Origin of the sequence: Commensalibacter sp. A3DC (assembly GCF_047307945.1) — a bacterium.
In the GTDB taxonomy this organism is placed as follows: domain Bacteria; phylum Pseudomonadota; class Alphaproteobacteria; order Acetobacterales; family Acetobacteraceae; genus Commensalibacter; species Commensalibacter melissae.
In genome coordinates, this window is the sequence record NZ_JAXOQA010000017.1 from 13043 (window position 1) to 32293 (window position 19251).

19 protein-coding genes are annotated in these 19251 nt (G+C 37.2%); 9 read left to right on the forward strand and 10 right to left on the reverse strand.

Annotated features, from left to right (window positions below; genetic code table 11):
* Positions 1-131: 131 nt before the first annotated feature.
* Entirely contained in the window at positions 132-1484 is a 1353-nt protein-coding gene (gene purB, locus U0839_RS03370; protein ID WP_413550079.1) for an adenylosuccinate lyase, read from the reverse strand.
* Between the two features lie 124 nt (positions 1485-1608).
* Between purB and U0839_RS03375 the strand changes: the two genes are divergently transcribed.
* Genes U0839_RS03375 through U0839_RS03385 form a run of 3 tightly spaced genes read left to right on the forward strand, consistent with a single transcriptional unit; the run spans position 1609 to position 4752 of the window.
* Positions 1609-2208, forward strand: a complete 600-nt coding sequence (locus tag U0839_RS03375; RefSeq protein ID WP_155568122.1) for a YjbE family putative metal transport protein — start codon at positions 1609-1611, stop codon at positions 2206-2208.
* Positions 2209-2234: 26 nt separating this feature from the next.
* Positions 2235-4208, forward strand: coding sequence for a transglycosylase SLT domain-containing protein (locus tag U0839_RS03380; RefSeq protein WP_413550080.1), 1974 nt, complete (start codon positions 2235-2237; stop codon positions 4206-4208).
* Between the two features lie 34 nt (positions 4209-4242).
* Positions 4243-4752, forward strand: a complete 510-nt coding sequence (locus U0839_RS03385; protein WP_155565475.1) for a CinA family protein — start codon at positions 4243-4245, stop codon at positions 4750-4752.
* A 67-nt stretch (positions 4753-4819) separates the two neighbouring features.
* On the opposite strand, the gene U0839_RS03390 is transcribed toward U0839_RS03385, so the two are convergent.
* The 8 genes from U0839_RS03390 to U0839_RS03425 all read right to left on the reverse strand — a co-directional run bounded on the left by U0839_RS03390 (position 4820) and on the right by U0839_RS03425 (position 12968).
* Positions 4820-5266, reverse strand: a complete 447-nt coding sequence (locus tag U0839_RS03390) for a hypothetical protein (RefSeq protein WP_155565476.1) — start codon at positions 5264-5266, stop codon at positions 4820-4822.
* 187 nt (positions 5267-5453) lie between these two features.
* Complete coding sequence (locus U0839_RS03395) at positions 5454-5888, reverse strand: type II toxin-antitoxin system RatA family toxin (protein ID WP_155565477.1); 435 nt, start codon at positions 5886-5888, stop codon at positions 5454-5456.
* Positions 5889-5928: 40 nt separating this feature from the next.
* Positions 5929-6864, reverse strand: a complete 936-nt coding sequence (gene lipA / locus U0839_RS03400; protein WP_155565478.1) for a lipoyl synthase — start codon at positions 6862-6864, stop codon at positions 5929-5931.
* Between the two features lie 57 nt (positions 6865-6921).
* Positions 6922-7779: an indole-3-glycerol phosphate synthase TrpC gene (gene trpC / locus U0839_RS03405; RefSeq protein ID WP_122123602.1), complete on the reverse strand. Its 858-nt coding sequence runs from the start codon at positions 7777-7779 to the stop codon at positions 6922-6924.
* 12 nt (positions 7780-7791) lie between these two features.
* Positions 7792-8868, reverse strand: a complete 1077-nt coding sequence (gene trpD / locus U0839_RS03410) for an anthranilate phosphoribosyltransferase (RefSeq protein WP_155565479.1) — start codon at positions 8866-8868, stop codon at positions 7792-7794.
* A gap of 2 nt (positions 8869-8870) precedes the next feature.
* Positions 8871-9473 (reverse strand): anthranilate synthase component II, encoded by a 603-nt coding sequence (locus U0839_RS03415; RefSeq protein ID WP_155565480.1) that lies wholly within the window; start codon positions 9471-9473, stop codon positions 8871-8873.
* A gap of 39 nt (positions 9474-9512) precedes the next feature.
* On the reverse strand, positions 9513-11024 hold the full coding sequence (gene trpE / locus U0839_RS03420) for an anthranilate synthase component I (RefSeq protein ID WP_110438023.1): 1512 nt from the start codon (positions 11022-11024) through the stop codon (positions 9513-9515).
* A 21-nt stretch (positions 11025-11045) separates the two neighbouring features.
* Positions 11046-12968 carry a peptidylprolyl isomerase gene (locus U0839_RS03425; RefSeq protein WP_413550081.1) on the reverse strand — a complete coding sequence of 641 codons (1923 nt, stop codon included), beginning with the start codon at positions 12966-12968 and terminating at the stop codon, positions 11046-11048.
* A gap of 210 nt (positions 12969-13178) precedes the next feature.
* Here U0839_RS03425 and tpiA point away from each other — a divergent pair, with 210 nt between their 5' ends.
* The 4 genes from tpiA to kdsA are packed head-to-tail and all read left to right on the forward strand — an operon-like array spanning position 13179 to position 16789.
* The gene (gene tpiA / locus U0839_RS03430) at positions 13179-13934 is read left to right on the forward strand and encodes a triose-phosphate isomerase (protein ID WP_155565482.1); all 756 of its coding nucleotides are present in this window, start codon (positions 13179-13181) and stop codon (positions 13932-13934) included.
* 40 nt (positions 13935-13974) lie between these two features.
* Positions 13975-14268 (forward strand): preprotein translocase subunit SecG, encoded by a 294-nt coding sequence (secG, locus tag U0839_RS03435; protein ID WP_155565483.1) that lies wholly within the window; start codon positions 13975-13977, stop codon positions 14266-14268.
* Between the two features lie 56 nt (positions 14269-14324).
* Positions 14325-15956 carry a CTP synthase gene (locus U0839_RS03440; protein ID WP_155565484.1) on the forward strand — a complete coding sequence of 544 codons (1632 nt, stop codon included), beginning with the start codon at positions 14325-14327 and terminating at the stop codon, positions 15954-15956.
* Positions 15953-16789 (forward strand): 3-deoxy-8-phosphooctulonate synthase, encoded by an 837-nt coding sequence (gene kdsA / locus U0839_RS03445; protein ID WP_155565485.1) that lies wholly within the window; start codon positions 15953-15955, stop codon positions 16787-16789. Before U0839_RS03440 ends, kdsA begins: the two co-directional genes overlap by 4 nt.
* Here the strand turns inward: kdsA and U0839_RS03450 are convergent.
* The gene (locus tag U0839_RS03450; RefSeq protein ID WP_196424853.1) at positions 16770-17246 is read right to left on the reverse strand and encodes a DUF3429 domain-containing protein; all 477 of its coding nucleotides are present in this window, start codon (positions 17244-17246) and stop codon (positions 16770-16772) included. The two genes, kdsA and U0839_RS03450, sit on opposite strands and share 20 nt — an antisense overlap.
* A 207-nt stretch (positions 17247-17453) precedes the next feature.
* On the opposite strand from U0839_RS03450, the gene eno reads away from it, so the two are divergent.
* The gene (gene eno / locus U0839_RS03455) at positions 17454-18743 is read left to right on the forward strand and encodes a phosphopyruvate hydratase (protein WP_155565487.1); all 1290 of its coding nucleotides are present in this window, start codon (positions 17454-17456) and stop codon (positions 18741-18743) included.
* A 35-nt stretch (positions 18744-18778) separates the two neighbouring features.
* The gene (locus U0839_RS03460) at positions 18779-19108 is read left to right on the forward strand and encodes an FtsB family cell division protein (RefSeq protein WP_110438031.1); all 330 of its coding nucleotides are present in this window, start codon (positions 18779-18781) and stop codon (positions 19106-19108) included.
* Positions 19109-19251 lie beyond the last annotated feature (143 nt).

Consider the following 19251-nt stretch of genomic DNA (forward strand, 5'->3'; position numbering starts at 1 on the left):
CCTTAATTTTACAATGTGATTAAAATAAATTGAAATAATAAGTACTTGAAATGCAAGCAAATATTATATGAACTTAAATCCATAATATTGCGAGAATTACTGGATTTACAAGCTCTTTTATTCAAGAATGTTTATTCTGGTACAGGTCCGGTTTCACCAAAAACATTCGCATAAATATAATCAAGATTTTTTGTATGCATACTGCCATCCATGGCTTTATCCAGAACCTCAGGACTAATTTTCCCCATAATTTCTGGATCATTTTCCAGATTTTCCCTGAATGTTTTTCCATCTGCTGTATTCAATTTTGTCCAGGTAGCCATGGCACACCGTTGAACGATACGATAGGCCGCCTCTCGTGATAAACCTGCCTTGGCCAATACCAGCAATACCTCACCAGAATGAACAACACCTCCAAGACTTTCAAGATTTGCCTTCATTTGGTCAGGATAAACGACCAGTTTTTCCATTACCCCTGCCAATCTATTCAAGGCAAAATCAAGAGTTACGGTTCCATCAGGACAAATCATTCTTTCCACTGAAGAATGACTGATATCTCTTTCATGCCACAATGCTACATTTTCAAGTGCTGGAATAACATGTGATCTTACAATTCTTGCCAACCCTGTTAAATTTTCTGATAAAACGGGATTGCGTTTATGAGGCATTGCGGAAGACCCTTTTTGATCAGGATGGAAATATTCTTCCGCCTCACGCACTTCAGAGCGTTGCAAATGTCTTATCTCGATTGCTAGACGTTCAATAGAACTTGCAATAATAGCCAAGGTTGAAAAAAAGGCAGCATGCCGATCTCGAGGAATAACCTGTGTTGACACGAGTTCCTTTTGCAGTCCCAAATGTTCGGCGACATAAGCCTCGATCCGTGGATCAATATGCGCATAGGTACCGACTGCACCAGATATGGCGCAAATGGCAATTTCCTTACGGGCAACGGTCAAACGTTCCTTGTTCCGTTTAAATTCCGCATAATATCCAGCCAATTTCAAACCAAATGTTAGTGGTTCGGCATGTATCCCATGGCTTCGACCAATGGTCATGGTATATTTATGGTCATAAGCCTGCTTCTTTAAAGCTTCAAGAACTCGGTCAAGATCTTTTATCAAAAGGTCAGCAGCTTGTGTCAACTGAACAGAGAGACATGTATCCAACACATCCGAAGATGTCATTCCCAAATGAACAAAACGACTATTCTCCCCTATTTTTCCTGCCAACCATGTTAAAAAAGCGATAACATCATGACGAACCTTGGCCTCGATTGCATCAATAGCCTGGACATCCTCTTTATTGAATGTGGCCATTGCGTGATCCCCATTCTGTCGAATTTTTTTTGCTGAATCAGCCGGGATATACCCATAATTAGACATTGCTTCACAAGCCAAAGCTTCAATTTCAAACCAAATACGATAACGATTCTCAGCATCCCATATAGAAGTCATTTCAGGACGGCTATAACGTGGAATCATTCTCTGGTTTCCTTTCTTCTTTCCGATAGCTTAAAAAAAGTTTATATCATAGATTTTATATAATTCGTCCAGCCTTATTTTGAATAAAATAAAGTTAAATCATCATGAAAGTAATTAATTCCCGATGCTTGATTATATCCTTTCCATTTTTATCGGTCTTATTCGGATAATCCTGCTTGATATAACGCTTGCAGCAGATAATGCCATCGCAATCGGTCTGGCGGTGAATGGATTGCCCGAAAGCCAGAAAAAGAAAGCAATATTCTGGGGGTTGGGAGCGGCCGCAATTATCCGGATAATGTTTGCTCTTGTTGTACAGTATCTCCTAAAGATCCCCGGACTGAATTTGATCGGTGGTTTCCTTCTTTTATGGGTCTGCTGGGAGATAGTTGATGGAATAAGAAATTCCAATCATGATAAACACAATATCACCCCACCGATTCATAATACTTTAAAAAAATCCATAAGAAGTATCATTATTGCAGATATTTCAATGAGTCTCGATAATGTTTTGGGTGTTGCAGGTGCTGCAGGAAACAATTTATGGTTAATGGCGGGAGGAATTTTCCTGTCAGTTACTTTGATGGGAATGGCTGCTTCCTATATCGCAAAATTATTGAACCGTTATAAATGGCTTGCATGGATCGGTGCATTGGTTATTTTAAGTGTTGCTATCGAACTTATCTATAAAGGTGGTGTGCAGCTATACAATCTATTGGGTTAAACTTTAGACTTATAAGGATAATTTTAATGAGTTTTTTGATTAATAACAACAATAAAATACCTTTCATTTCAATTTTAACTTTTATATCCTTATCATCTATTGGCTGCAGCCAGAGTCATTCAGTGCAAACAAGATCCAGTCATGTCTCTCCTTCACAAAAACTGGCCGTTTCTTTATCTCACGAAACCGGCAAAAATCTCAAAATAAACGATAAGATCAATCTATACTTACAATTACTTCAGACAAATGAATTTTCAGCAACAACCTATGCTGATTTCATAACCAACAATCCGACATGGCCCAATCAAAATGTTCTCTTAGATCGTATGCAAAAGCAACTTTTGAATGAGACAGATAAAAATGCCGTTTCAAACATTTGTAAAACCCAATCCATAAAAAAGGCATCTGCTCTTAAATTTTGTGCACAACAAACTGAGGTTAAACCTGAATTAATTCAAAAAGCTCGATCAGCATGGATATTCTCCATCAATTTACCTGCTGATGAACAAGATATTTTATCTGCTTATAAACAATATTTCACCAAACAAGACAATTGGAACCGATTTGATAGGCTGGAAAACGCGGGTTTAACACTTGCAGCGTCCCGTCAGGTTATGTATCTTACCTCCGAACAAAGCAATTTGGCTTTGGCACGTCTTGCATTTAGAAAAAAACAACTAGATGCGGAAAATTACCTAAGTAAACTTTCAAAATCCGATTTAAATGATACAAGTTTAATATACAATCGCCTAAGATGGTTACGGTTACAGAACCGCAAAGAAGAAGCATTGAAATATTGGCGGTTTACAGGATTAAATGAAGAATTGAAATCAAACCAACAACGTTTTTGGTTAGAGCGAAACAATCTTATTCGTGAATTTTTGAAAAATAATAATATTAAACAGGCGGCTTCATTAATTACGGATGCCAGTTGCAATCCATCCTCATGTCAACAAGATGAAATATTCTTGGGGGGGTGGATACAATTAAGAAAACTGAATAATGCTTTAAAATCAATAGATTATTTTAAAAAATTAATTCAATCCAATAACATATCAATTAAGTCTCGTGGATATTATTGGCTTGGACGTGCCTATCAAGCAAATAATAATAATAATGAGGCAAATCAGGCATGGAGGGCGGCCTCTAAATATCCTGTTACATTCTATGGACAACTTTCCATTGCTCAACTACACCATTTGAATGTTCAGAATTTACTATTAAATCCAAATTCACTACAAAAAATTCTTCAAACATATCTTACCAATATCAAGGAAGCTTCCTCTTCCAATTCTCAATATATTTTTTTTAAAAACAATGAGTTAATACAAGCGGCTCAAATTTTGATTGAACAGGGTGATTATAATCATGCCCGTCCTTTTTTAGCAGCCTATAACAAATTACATTTTGATATTGCAAATCAGATCATTAATGCAAATTATGCCAATCAGATACATTTACCGGACAATGCTGTAACCATATCTCGTCAAGCAGCAGCAAAAGGTTATATATTTTTGAAAAATGGCTGGCCAAGACCTTATGAATCACTTGCAAACGAAGGATTGCCATCGGGTTTATCCTTGGCAATTATGCGCCAAGAAAGTAGCTTTAATCCAGTTATTGTTAGTCGTGCCCATGCATATGGTCTTATGCAGCTTCTTCCCTCAACCGCTCGTGAATTGTGTCATCAGAAAAAAATACCCCTCAATATGGGTAACCCTGGCAATCTTATTGTTGCTGACAACAATATTCGTTTGGGTACCGCCTATCTAGCAAAACTGATGGAAAGATTTGATAATAATCTCATTTTCACAATCGCGAGTTATAACGCTGGACCCAACCGTGTGAAAAACTGGTTAAATTCATCAGAAAATAATTCAGTACAAACTTATACTGATATGATAGATTGGATTGAAATGATTCCATATACCGAAACAAGAAATTATGTTCAGCATGTAATGGAAAATCTAATGATTTACCAAACCAATATAAATAAATAAAGCCTCTTAGTTTATCAATGAAGGGAATTTGTTTATGAATATGACATTATTGAAAAATAAATGTGATAAGCTTTGTCAGGATATCGCTTTGCTATCACAAAAATTTCCTTTAAAAATTGTCACAGCTGAAAGTTGTACAGCTGGCCTGATTTGTTCAAGTCTCACCAATTTAGCAGGTTCTTCGCACTATATTGAGGGTGGACTGATCACCTACTCCAATGAAATGAAAAAAAATATTCTGGACGTTTCAGAAAACAGCCTAAACCAATTTGGTGCAGTCAGTGAACAAGTTGCCAAAGAAATGGTTCATGGAGCATTAAAAAAAACACCCAATGCCAATTGTGCTGTTTCAGTAACGGGTATTGCAGGTCCAGATGGTGGTTCTTTTAATAAACCTGTAGGATTAGTCTGGATAGCGTTTAAACAATTAGATCATCAGTCTGTTGTGCAAAAAAACAATTTTTACGGTAATCGAGATGAAATTCGATTACAGGCCACCATAAACGCTTTGGTATTAATTAAAAAACATTTTACTTGGGTATAGATTTTTTATTTCTTATATCAGCAGATCATTTTAAAAAGATCTGCTGACAAACCAATTTTATATAAAATTAATTTGCAGGAGGCATATTATTTGGATTGACTGCACCCTGCGCATTCGCGGGTCCAACAGGTGCCCCCATTGTAGGAGGTGCCGAAGCGTTAATTGGTCCATTTACAGAGGGAGAGGACTGCATAGGAGGTTGTCCCACAACAGGTGTTGAGGGTTGTTGACCCGCTGGACTTTGTGGAGCAAGTACACCAGTGTTGGGATCACGATTTACTGATTGTGCAGTCTGCAAACTACGGGCATTCAAATCACGCGTGGCTTGATTTTGGCTGTCTTTATCTTGATTATAGGCAGAATGATGATGTCTCGATTTATGAGACTTACCATGTCTTACTTTATGATTGGCAACATGAGAAGCACGATGACCATGCGTTGCCGCCATTGTTGTAGCAGGTAAAGCAAAGGCAAAAGCAGCAGCCATTAGAGATAATTTAAATGTAGAATTCATGATTCTATCCTTTAATATATATAATCAACATTTTAATTTTTATTTTTAATTAATAAAAATCAGTTCATGTTTATTTGTGTTATTAGTCACAGTTTCATTATACTTTATTATCATTTAAATAGCTACAATCAGTAAAGTAAATAATCCCTCATTATGGGCTTAAACTGGCATCCATAATAAAAAATTATTATGCTGTTGCATAGATATCATCGGCACGCTTGATAAAAGCGGAAACCATTTTTTGGACCGCTTCATGAAAGATCAACCCCATAGCTTTTTGCATTAACTTTGACTTGAACTCGAAATCGACAAAAAAATCAATTGTGCACCCTCTTTCATCGGGTAGGAAAACCCAATGATTACTTAAATATTTCAAGGGCCCCCGATCATAGGTCACTTCAATCTTATCAGGACGATATAACTCAACACGACTACCAAATACCTCGGTAAAAGGTCCAAAACCGACTTTTAAATCAGCGAGTAAAAGTTCACTATCCTTATATCGAATATACGCTCCGTTACACCAAGGCAAAAATTCTGGGTATAAATCAACCGCGGCAACCAGATCAAACATTTGTTCGGGTGTATGGTTAATTAAACATTGTTCGGTATGCGTAGGCATCAATCATCACTCCAGAATATTTTATTATATACACAACAGCTTAATGCAATGCATACCGTTTACGTTTCAACACCGTAAAATCTGCATCGGCATGATAAGATGAACGTGTTAAAGGAGAAGCGCTTACCATTAAGAAACCTTTTGATTTAGCCAATTTTTCCAATTCTTTAAATTCATCAGGATGAACATATTCCATAACAGGTGCATGTTTGGAAGACGGTTGTAAATATTGACCCAACGTTAAAAAATCTACCTCAGCACATCTTAAATCATCCATAACCTGAATGATTTCTTCCTTTGTTTCTCCCAGACCAAGCATTAACCCCGATTTTGTGAATATGGACGGATTCAGTATTTTTGCCTCATGCAAAATTCTCATTGATTGAAAATAACGGGCGCCTGGACGAATGGATGGATATAAACGTGGAACTGTTTCCATATTATGGTTGAAAACATCGGGTTTGGCTGCGCTGATAACAGCCAACGCCCCATCTTTTCTAAGAAAATCAGGTGTCAGCACCTCAATTGTAACAGTTGAAGAAATATTTCTTATAGCCTTGACAACATTTGCAAAATGGGAGGCCCCACCATCTTTTAAATCATCACGATCAACAGATGTAATTACAACATGACGCAATTTTAATTTTTGAACCATATCAGCAATTTTTGATGGTTCATCATGATCAATTGGGTCAGGTTTTCCCGTTGCAACATTACAGAACTTACATGCTCTTGTGCAAATGCTTCCCAAAATCATTACTGTTGCGTGACCCTCTGACCAGCATTCACCAATATTTGGACAAGCAGCCTCTGCACAAACGGTATTTAGTTGATAATTCTGAAGCAAAGTATCCGTTTCATTAAAACTGGAACTATGTTTAATCCTTGTTTTAATCCACGCCGGTTTAGGAAGTTTCGCAATATTCTCACCAGATAAAACTGTCTGATGACGAACTACAATACGTTTTACAGTCATTTTAGATCATATTCCCGATTGTAAAAAAACAGATACGCAAAACAACATAAAACAATTTTATTTAATTCCTAATAGATTTCTGGCCGCTGCCCCTGCATTTTTTTGTGATAATAGGCTTTCACCCACCAATACTGCACCAGCTCCAACTTTCTGGACAGCCTGAATATCCTCAAACGTTTTTAATCCACTTTCTGAAACAATAATACGGTCAGGAGGAACCAATGGAGCAAGATGTTGAGTTATCGATATATCCGTTTTCAGGGTTTTCAAATTTCTATTATTGATGCCAATAAGAGAAACATCCAATGCCAGCGCCCTGTTCAATTCTTCCCTGTCATGTACTTCTACAAGCACATCCAGCTCCAAACATGTAGCCAATTCCAGTAAGGCGGCCGCTTCCTTATCTTTTAGTGCGGCCATGATCAATAAGATACAATCTGCTTCAATCACGCGACTTTCGTAAACTTGATAAGGTTCAAGAATAAAATCTTTACGTAGAACAGGAAGGGAACAAGCATCTCTTGCAATTTTGAGATCCTCATTATTTCCATGAAAATATGCATTTTCTGTTAAAACGGATAAACAACAAGCTCCTGCATTTTCATATTGAACCGCGATCATCGCCGGATCATAGTCAGGACGAATAATTCCTGCAGATGGAGACGCTTTTTTACATTCAGCAATTAATCCAATCTGTTTTTTTGCCACCTGGTCTTTTATTATTTTAGCAAAACCGCGAGTTGGCGTATTTTTATTTTTTGCTTCTCGAATAATATCCTTGAAGGATTTTATTTCCGCCCTTTTTGCAACTTCGGCCCTTGTTCTTGCACAAATTCGCTCCAATACATCAGAAGGATGATTTTCAGATTGCAAAATGGCATTCAAAACGGAATTGGATTTTTCTTCGTCATTCATGATATTGTCTAATTAAAAATGGTTTTCATTTTGTATGGCCCGAAGAACTGATAAAGCCTTACCGCTATCGATCGCTTCAGACGCTTGGTTTATAAGTCTCTTCAAGATACAAGGATCAATTTCACCATGTGAATTTATCAAAGAATAACCTTTTACAATATGTAGCGCAATAGCGGTATTTATCAAGACTGTATCACGATAGGCACCTTTTTCACCATAAAGAAGATCCAGCAATGCCTTCGCATTTTCGGAAGGTGTTCCACCCTGTATCTCTGTAAGTGGGGTATGTCTCAGACCGGCCGCTTCCATAGTGGATAATGTTAAATCAACCGGTACAATCCTGTTATTTTCCAGGGCCAGTATCGTTGATGGTCCTGCCAACGTAATTTCATCAACACCGTGTTCGGATTTATTGGGATCAATAAACCCATGAACAGCCCATACCCGTTTTGAACCCAGTTTTTGCAAGACCTTGATTAGAGGATACAACCATTTTTCATGATATACCCCAATCATTTGATATGAAACATTTGCCGGATTGGATAAAGGACCCAGTAAATTAAATATAGTCCGAATTCCAAGTTCTTTACGTACAATATTAATTTCTTTAAGAGCCGGATGATGAATAAAGGCCGATAAAAAAGCCAATTTATTATCACGCAAATTATTTTCAATAACTTCAAAATCATCCTCTGGCATAATACCCAGAGCAGATAGTACATCAACACCACCACTTTTGGATGACTGTGCCCGATTTCCATGTTTGGCAACCGGTATTCCAAGAGCGGCCAGAACAAAACTGACAGCAGTAGAAATATTCAAAGTGCTACGTCCATCTCCGCCTGTTCCACATACATCAATTGTTTCATCATCAATCAGTTTTATGGACAGCATGCGTTGACGCATTGATTGAACAGCCCCTAAAAGCTCTTCAACCGTTTCACCCCGCATTCGTAATATTATTAAAAAAGCCGCTATTTGAGCGTTTGGGACATTACCAGAAAATATATGCTCGAAAATTTCATAGGACTTTTCCGTAGAAAACTTTTGTCCTTGTAAGGCTTGTTGTAAAATATGTGTAAAAGACAAAGTTAAATCCTGTTTTTCAATGACTTTTTTTCATTCCATTCATTTGATAAAAAAAGGAAGTTTTTCAATAAATCATGACCTTGTTCAGAAGCAATGCTTTCTGGATGAAATTGCACACCATATAAAGGAAATCTTTTATGTTGCAAAGCCATTAAAATATTATCGTCGGTGAATGCCGTTAAATTAAAATCATCAGGGAGACTTTCCGTTTCAATAATTAAAGAATGATAACGAGTTACCTTTAGGGGATTGTGCAAATTCTTAAATATTCCTTTTCCATCATGTTTGATTTTAGAAATTTTTCCATGCATGGGATTTGTCTTGATAATTTTGGCTCCAAATGCCTGCCCAATAGCCTGATGTCCAAGACAAACACCCAAAATGGGGATTTTTGATGCAGCACTTTTAATCAATTCACAACATATCCCTGCATCAGAAGGTGTACAAGGGCCAGGTGAGATAACAATTGCCTCGGGTTTTAATGATATGGCTTCACTTACAGAGATTGAATCATTTCTGTAAACCTGACAGTCACATCCCAAATCACCAAGATATTGGACGAGATTATATGTAAAACTGTCATAATTATCGATAAGTAAAATCATGATTTCTTCGAATTCCAAAAATTTGATTAAAGCATATGATTAATTTGCTTTTTTAGAAAAATTCTTGTTGGTAAACGTATAACGCCAAGCCTCTTCAGCGGCACGAAATAATGCTTTTGCCTTATGTTTTGTCTCTTGGTATTCCGCTTCCGGATCGCTGTCAGCAACCACCCCACACCCTGCTTGAACATACATATGCTGATCTTTAATGAGAGCTGTTCGCAATCCTATACAGGTATCCATACTTCCATCCGCTCCAAAATAGCCAATACATCCTGCATAGGTTGTTCTGCGTGTTGGTTCTACCTCATCAAGAATTTCCATCGCTCTTATTTTGGGTGCTCCCGTCAATGTTCCAGCTGGAAAACCGGCAATCAAAGCATCCAGAGCGGTTAGCCCTTTACGCAATTTCCCTTCAACATTTGATGAAATATGCATTACATGGCTAAATCGTTCAATAACAAATTTTTCTGTTACTTTTACACTTCCAATTTCACTGACACGCCCAACATCATTCCGACCCAAATCAATCAGCATAAGATGTTCGGCCAATTCTTTTTTATCAGCCAACAATTCTTTTTCTAACTTGAGGTCTTCTTCATAACTTTTACCTCTTGGACGAGTGCCCGCCAAGGGGCGAACCGTTACTTTTCCACCTCTCAACCTGACAAGAATCTCAGGTGACGAGCCAACCAGGGCAAAATTTTCAAGTTGAAGACAAAACAAGAAAGGTGCCGGATTGATTCGTCTTAACGCACGATATAATGATACTGGTGATAAAGCAAAAGGAACAGAAAAGCGTTGACTGGGGACAACCTGAAAGACATCACCATCATAAATATATTTTTTGATATTTTGAACAATATCCCTAAACTGATCTTTGGTTAATGTTGATTGCGGTTTTGGTAATGTTAATGGATTGATATTCGAAGTTTTTTGTTCTAAAGGAAAAGGCTCAGCCAATGCTTCTTGAATTTTTTGCAAGTTTTTTTTTGCCTGAAATTCTGTTTTGTCTGACGTATCCCTTAGAGGTGCCGCCAAAATCAGTTCGTCCTTAACAGCATCAAAAATTGCAAAAACAGAAGGTCTGATCATGATTCCTTCAGGCAAATGAAGATCATTGACCGGAGGATTGGGCAGATCTTCCATCTGTCTGACCATATCATATCCCAAATATCCAAAGATCCCACCAACCATGGGTGGAATATCCATATCAATTTCTAATTGGCTTTCAGAAATCAATGCACGCAGAGATTCCAGAGGCTTTTTATTTTCCTTAATGTAATTTTCCGCATTGTCTGATGGATTTCGATTAATATAGGCAATTCCATCTATAGATTTCCATATCAAATCGGGAAATAAACCGATAATGGAATAACGTGCTTTGTTTATTCCTCCTTGCACGCTTTCCAGCAAAAAAATATTGGTCAGATTCTTTCCAACCAATTCGGATAATCTTAAAAACGCAGCAACAGGGGTCAGTAAATCAGCTGATTTAATTGAATATATTACTGTTTTTTGTTGATTAATCTGAAAATCTTCATTCAACACGAAATCTTAATCCCTTTTGAGTTAATGGCTCAGCTGATCAATTAACGCATCAAGCGCTTTTTTATTGATTGTGGGTTTACTTGATTGTTCTAATGATATTGCATAACTAGCCTCAATATCGTTTTGTAAAGACTGAGCTAATTTATCTTTCAAAATTTGGTAATTGTCCTGATCATTTTTCGATTGCGGTGTTTCAATCAAATTCAAACTTGCCACCACAAAACCATCATTTGATTCAATCATAGTGACATCACCAAGTTTCATTGAAAAAGCTGCATTCTGCAATACTGGCGATAGATTCTGGGCTGGCTTTTGTCTAGTAAATCCCTGACTTAACTGTAAGGGAAAACCTGACTTTACTTCTTCAAGTTTCTTTTTCTGAACAAAAACAGCTTTATATATGTCTGTAGCGGCAATATTTGCCTGATGATAAATATCTGCATTTTGCCAGGCTTTTATAACCTTGTTTTTTGCTTTATCATAAGATTCCTCATGAGCAGGCAATATATCCTCAATTAAAAATGCATAATATGAATTATTTCCGCCATCCATCACAGAAGGATAGGTATTTTTGGCAGTTGAGAAAATTTTGGTCAACATATTCTGTCTGAATTTTCCACTTGCGGGTATAGGTGCCTGTTCTCCATTAAGGGTCAATCCCTGTTCATTAATTGTTCCTTCCACTGCATCAGCACCTATATCAGATGTAATTTTATCAAGACTACTTCCTTCTGCCAAAATGTTCTGTAATTTGGAAACACGACTTCCCAATTCCTGTTTGGCTTGTTCATTTGCAATTTCAGCTTTCAATTGTGATTTGGCCTGTTCAAAACTAACAATTTTGGAAGGTAGTATCCGGGTTACTTTAACTACCGACCAACCTAAAGTTGTTTTGAATGGTTCTGTCACTGTTTCAGGATTTGCATTGAAAACCTCATTACCCAGTTCGGGCAGAGGAATTGCCGTTTTTTCTAGACCTGTCATTTCCAAAGCCGTTCCTTGATTATTATGCGCATACTCCTGTATTTTTTCCCAGTTGTTTTGATGACGCCAATATACAGATGCTGTCTGCGCCTGACTTTGCTGGTTAAAAGTCAAGACTTGAAAACTTCTGGCTTCAGAATGAACAAATTGCTTTTTCTTGTATTCATAGGCTTGATGTAAACTTTTATCATCAATCTCCAGACTTTTGGCTATTGTATCAGGCGATAGAATGACAATTTTTACCCTTCTATATTCAGGGATTTTAAATTCCCATAAGTGATTGTCATAATAACGCTTCAATATTTCTTCCTTTGGCGTTTCTCCTGAATGAAAATGACTATATGGCACTGAAACAAAGGATAATTTTCGCGTCTGATTCAAAAATTGATAATAGGGCTGCACAAAACTATCAGAAACTTTAACCCCCGATACAATTGGATCAATCATGTTTTGAATGGATATTTGATCCCGAACCATGGAAAGAAAATATTTTTCGGATATATTTGCCGCTTTTAACTGCAAATTGAATTTCTCACGATCAAATTTTCCATCTGTTTGATATTCAGGCATATTCCAGATTGTATCTCTAATCACCGTATCAGGAACATTAAGCCCCAATGAATGAGCGTTATTAATCAAAATATTTTGCAAAATCAGCTGCTGCAACGTTTGATTAATTGTCATATTTTTAACTATGGGTGGAATTTGGAAAATATCCGAATATCCCTCTTTCATAGCCTCTTGGTATATTTGCTTTTGGGAAAGGTTATCCAATTCCATTACAGAAATTTTTCTATCACCAACCTTGGCAACAACATTAGGATCACCATTAAGGCCATTGTTCCAGACATTCATGAATATGTCACTGACGCCCCATCCAACAAATACAATAAATATGAGTGCGACGAGAATTCGCCCAAACCAGGAATCAATAAATAAATGCCTTAACCGAGATAACATGTGATATAACCCAACCGCGTTATTTTAATTGATAATGAATCATTCTATAATTGATAAGACCAAACTGATCCACAAAAACATTTGAAAATATTATTCATAAACAGCTTTAAAAAACATCCTTTCATAACATATCCACATTATATACTATAAGCTTTATATCTTATCTATCCTGATTATCAAACATTACCTTATTCAAAGGAGTATATTAAAATGAGCAGCCCGATTATTATTGGTAATTGGAAAATGAACGGATTAACCCAAGAGGCAAAACATATTGTTTCAACTTTGCTTACCTATGCAACAAATCATCAGAATTTTGCAAAGACAGTCGTGTGCCCACCGTTCACCCAGTTACAACTTGTTAAAGAAATGATCGAAAGCAGCCCTTTTGGACTTGGTGCTCAGGATTGCCATTTTGAAGATAAAGGTGCACATACGGGTGATATTTCCCCTGCCATGTTACAGGATATTGGAGTGAAATACGTTGTTTTGGGTCATTCTGAACGGAGAAAAGATCATCAGGAGAGTAATCAACTGGTTTTAAAAAAAACAATCGCAGCACAAAACAAAGGGCTATTACCTGTTGTATGTATCGGTGAAACCAAACAAGAGCGAGAAACAAACCAACAAGAAAAAATTGTAGAGGCACAGTTAAAAGCTTCCCTACCTCAAAATTTTAATGGGTTAGTCGCTTATGAACCTATTTGGGCCATTGGTACCGGATTAACTGCCAATAATGATCAGATTTCTGAAATGATTCAATTCATTCGCAAAAAACTTGTTGCTCAATATGGAGAAAATGGTAAAAAAATATCTATATTATATGGGGGTTCTGTAAAACCTGGTAATGTTAGGGATATTTATGCCACTCCTGAACTGGGCGGTGTTCTAGTTGGAGGTGTCAGCATTGTTCCTGATGATTTCATAAAATTAATTGACATAGCTCAAGAATTTATTAGGTCTTAATCTTTATTATCCCTATCGATTGTGAAAGTATATATACACCATGATGACTGCTCTATTAATTTTGCATATAATCGTAACCTTTGCACTGATCGGAATTGTTTTAATTCAAAGAAGTGAAGGTGGAGGATTAGGTATTGGAACCAGTCAAGGCATGGGGGCATTTATGACCGGTCGAGGAACAACCAATCTTTTGACTCGCACTACAGCGATTCTTGCAGCCATTTTTATGATCTTATGCATTACAATGGCTGTTATGAACAAAGGGGCTTCGACCAAAACAAATGATATACTTGCACAACCAGTGCCCAATGGAAAAAACATTCCCCAAAAATAGTTTTTCCCTTAATTACTTCAACTCTTATAAAAGCTACTCCGTGTAAAGAAAGCTGCATGACACGATATATATTCATTACTGGTGGTGTTGTATCCTCATTAGGCAAAGGCATTGCCTCTGCCGCTTTGGCAAGTTTATTGCAATCTCGTGGTTATTCTGTCCGACTGAGAAAACTTGATCCCTATTTGAATGTGGATCCGGGAACCATGAGCCCTTACCAACATGGGGAAGTGTTTGTTACGGATGATGGAGCTGAAACCGACCTGGATTTAGGTCATTACGAACGTTTTACAGGAGTCAATGCAACTAAAAATGATAATGCAACGACCGGTCGTATTTATTCTGATGTAATCATGCGCGAAAGACGTGGAGACTATCTTGGCGCAACCGTTCAGGTAATTCCCCATATTACTAATGCAATCAAGTCCGTTATCCTGAACAATTCTGGAGATGTGGATTTCATGTTGGTTGAAATTGGGGGAACAGTCGGTGATATTGAAAGTCTGCCTTTTCTTGAAGCCATACGACAATTAAAAAATGAACTCGGAACAGATCATACATTATTCATTCATCTCACTCTTGTACCATGGATTGCTTCTGCGGGTGAGCTTAAGACAAAACCTACCCAGCATTCTGTCAAAGAATTGCAGAATGTTGGAATACAACCCCAAATTTTATTATGTCGTTGCGATCGCCCTATTCCCAAAAATGAACGACAAAAAATTGCGAATTTTTGTAATGTAAAACCTGAAGCTGTCGTCCCCGCCTTAAACGTTGACACTATTTATGACTGTCCAATTGCCTATCATCAAGAAGGACTTGATACGGAAGTGTTGAAACATTTCAATTTACCATATCAAACTGAACCTGATTTGAGCAAATGGCAGGAAATTGTCGATGCCATTCGTCATCCTCGTTCAGAGGTTAATGTTGCAATCGTGGGTAAATATACTGCCTTGCTCGATAGTTACAAATCCCTCATTGAAGCGTTAATTCACGGTGGAATTGCCAATAAGGTTAAAGTCAACTTTCAATGGATTGAAGCCCAAAAACTTGAAACAATGGATAATCTTTCCGGATTTTTTAAAAATGCAAATGCCATTCTGGTTCCGGGTGGATTTGGTGAACGTGGCAGCGAAGGCAAAATCAAGGCCATACAATATGCAAGGGAGCATAATATCCCTTTCCTTGGTATTTGCTTTGGAATGCAAATGGCGGTTATTGAATGTGCCCGTAATCTGGCAAATCTTACAAATGCTTCCTCTTCTGAATTTGGACCAACGGATGAACCTCTTATTGGTATTTTAACTGAATGGATTGATGCTGATCAGGTCAAACATCGATATTCAGGAAATAATATGGGAGGCACAATGCGTTTGGGATCTTATCAAGCTGTTTTGACCCCAAATTCAAAAGTTGCCGAAATCTATGGAGATGTCAAGATTCAAGAACGGCATCGTCATCGTTATGAAGTTAACATTCATTACAAAGATCAACTTGAAAAAACCGGCCTTAGATTTTCAGGACTTTCTCCGGATGGTGTTTTGCCAGAAATCGTAGAATATACCGACCATCCCTGGTTTATTGCAGTACAGTATCATCCCGAACTCAAATCCAAGCCATTTTCACCTCATCCTCTTTTTTCAAGCTTTATTAAAGCTGCAACAGAACAGGCCATTCCAAAATGATTCTGAATAAATCAGTCAATGTTCAATCCCTGACACTTGCAAATAATTTGCCTTTCATATTAATTGCGGGTCCTTGTCAAATTGAATCTCTAGATCATGCACTTGAAACGGCTGGTATTTTAAAAAATATTTGTCGGGAATTAAATATTGGGCTGGTTTATAAAAGTTCTTTTGATAAAGCTAATCGCACCAGTATTGAAACGAAAAGAGGGCCAGGAATGGATAAGGGTCTATCCATTCTTGAAGAGGTAAAGTCAAAGTTAAAAATTCCTGTTTTGACTGATATTCATCTACCAGAACAATGTGCGGAAGTGGCATCAGTTGTAGATATATTACAAATACCTGCTTTTTTATGCAGACAAACGGATTTGTTGATAGCTGCGGCGAAAACTGGAAAAGTTATCAACGTCAAAAAAGGTCAGTTTCTTGCACCGTGGGACATGAAAAATGTGGCCAAAAAAATATCATCTACAGGCAATGAAAATATTTTGCTATGCGATCGTGGCACATCTTTTGGATATAACACGCTGGTTAGCGATATGCGGGGATTGCCTATAATGGCGCAAACAGGTTATCCAGTTATATTTGACGCTACCCATTCTGTTCAGCAACCCGGTGGAATGGGAGGATCATCAGGTGGTCAGAGAGAATTTGTTCCATATTTATCCAGAGCCGCTGTTGCTGTGGGAGTTGCAGGTCTGTTTATTGAAACGCATGAGAATCCAGATCAGGCCCCGAGCGATGGACCAAACATGTTACATTTAAAAGATGTTACCCCATTAATGAAAACCTTGATTAAAATTGATCAAATTGTTAAATCAGACGGGCAATAAAAACGCTTATCAAACAAACTTCAATCATGATTGTCAATATCCAGCGAATTGAATAATATCCACCTGGCAACTCGCTGGAAAGATAAATTTTTTTCTCATAAGAGAATAATAGCATATAACTTGATATCAAAAGAAAAATTGCGATCAGATCATATTTATAAATTGTCAGTACAATTGTTATTTCACCTATAATGCAGGGTGATATGGCCAGCAACATTCTTTTTTTATTTATTTCCTCACTCTCTGATTGCAAATAGAGAATTGGTTTTTGCATTGCAAGTATCCAGTTTATTCCCCCAGTGAAAGACAAAAGAATTACCGCATAACTGACAAAAGAAATTATCAATTTTTGAATTGAAACAGAAGCAGGATAAAATAGAATGAAAATTGTCATTAAGAACAAGGGTAAAGGCGACAGTATTCCTGTAATAAAAAATATAAAGGGAATACGATTCATAGATTTCTCCATAATGATCAATTATTTTTTTAAAATTAGCTGAATATTGTAAATAGCTGGCAATTTGACCATTTCTTGATTATACTTGGTAATGTTTAACAAAATGTCCAATATTCTTGGCATTTTACTAAGTTATCAATCTAGTTAAATAGATTTGGAAATACAAATTTTTACTCTTATTAAAAATAAAAATGTAAGGATTAAATAATGAGTACAATTGTTGATATTCATGCTCGGGAAATCCTCGATAGTCGCGGAACCCCAACAATTGAAGTCGATGTAGAACTGGAAACAGGCGTTATTGGACGTGCCGCTGTTCCATCCGGCGCTTCTACCGGCGTTCATGAAGCCGTTGAACTTCGTGATAATGATAAAAACCGTTATAATGGCAAGGGTGTTCAAACAGCTGTTAAAAACGTCAATAGCGAAATATTCGAAGCAATCGTTGGTCTTGAATCCTTGGATCAGTTACAAATTGATCAAACCATGATCGAACTCGATGGTACTCCGAATAAAGGACGTCTTGGCGCTAATGCGCTTTTGGGTGTTTCAATGGCTGCTGCCAAGGCGTCAGCAGAGGAATTGGGTCTTCCATTATATCGTTATATAGGTTCTCCATATTCACATATTCTTCCAGTTCCAATGATGAACATCCTGAATGGTGGTAAGCATGCCGACAATCCTATCGACATTCAAGAATTCATGATTGTTCCTCACGGGGCATCTTCAATTGCTGAAGCTGTGCGCATGGGTTCTGAAGTTTTCAATGCATTGAAAAAAGACCTTAAAGCAGCGGGACTAAACACGAATGTTGGTGATGAAGGAGGATTTGCCCCTAACCTCAAATCAGCACATGAAGCATTGTCCTATATCGTAAAAGCTATTGAAAAAGCTGGATACAAAGCTGGTGAGGAGATTTCCCTGGCGCTAGATCTTGCCTCTTCAGAATTTTTCAAGGACGGTAAATATAATATGACAGGTGAAGGGAAAATTTTCAATTCCAGTCAGATGGTTGATTATATTGCCGAACTTTGCAACAGTTTCCCGATTATTTCTGCAGAAGATGGATGTGCTGAAGATGATTGGGAAGGATGGACTGAATTAACACAAAAACTGGGAAATAAAATCCAATTGGTCGGCGATGATTTATTTGTAACCAATCCTGAAAGACTTGCAAAGGGAATTAAAGCCCATGTAGGTAATTCATTGTTGGTTAAAGTCAATCAAATCGGAACATTATCTGAAACTTTCAAGGCGATGGAATTGGCACATCGTCATGGTTATACAACCGTTGTAAGCCACCGTTCTGGTGAAACTGAAGATGCTACTATCGCTGATTTGGCTGTTGCAACCAATGCAGGACAAATTAAAACCGGTTCCCTTTCCCGTTCTGACCGCATGGCAAAATATAATCAATTAATCAGAATTGAGGAAGATTTGGGAAATACAGCCAAATATGCTGGTCGTAACGCCTTTAGAGCTTTAGAAACCTTGTAATTCTTTTTCAATTGATAAACACGGGGAGAAAATCAATGCATATCATACATGCAATCAAAAGATTTGTAAAAGCAACGATTCCTCCCCTTTTCTTCTTGTTACTGACAGCATATTTTGTAAAAAATACCTTTGATGGGGATCATGGCCTAAAAAGTTATCATATTCAACAGGAACAGATGATAAGAGCACAGCAAAGTCAGCAAGATGCAATTTCCGAACAAGCGGCCTGGGAAAGAAGAGTAAAAGGATTAAAAGAAAATGCCCTTGATGCAGACCTTTTAGATGAGCGAACACGGGTTATGTTAAGTTATTCAAACCAGGAAGAAATTATTATTCCTTATAAAACAAATGAACATCTTTATTAATATAAAAGATTATTGATTTATTGAAACAAATCTGAATAAAAAAACCCTGACTAAATCAATAGTCAAAGTTTCTTTTTGATCCATAAATTAATTTAAGATTAATTACTTAATTTTTGCTTCACGGAAAACAACGTGTTTACGAA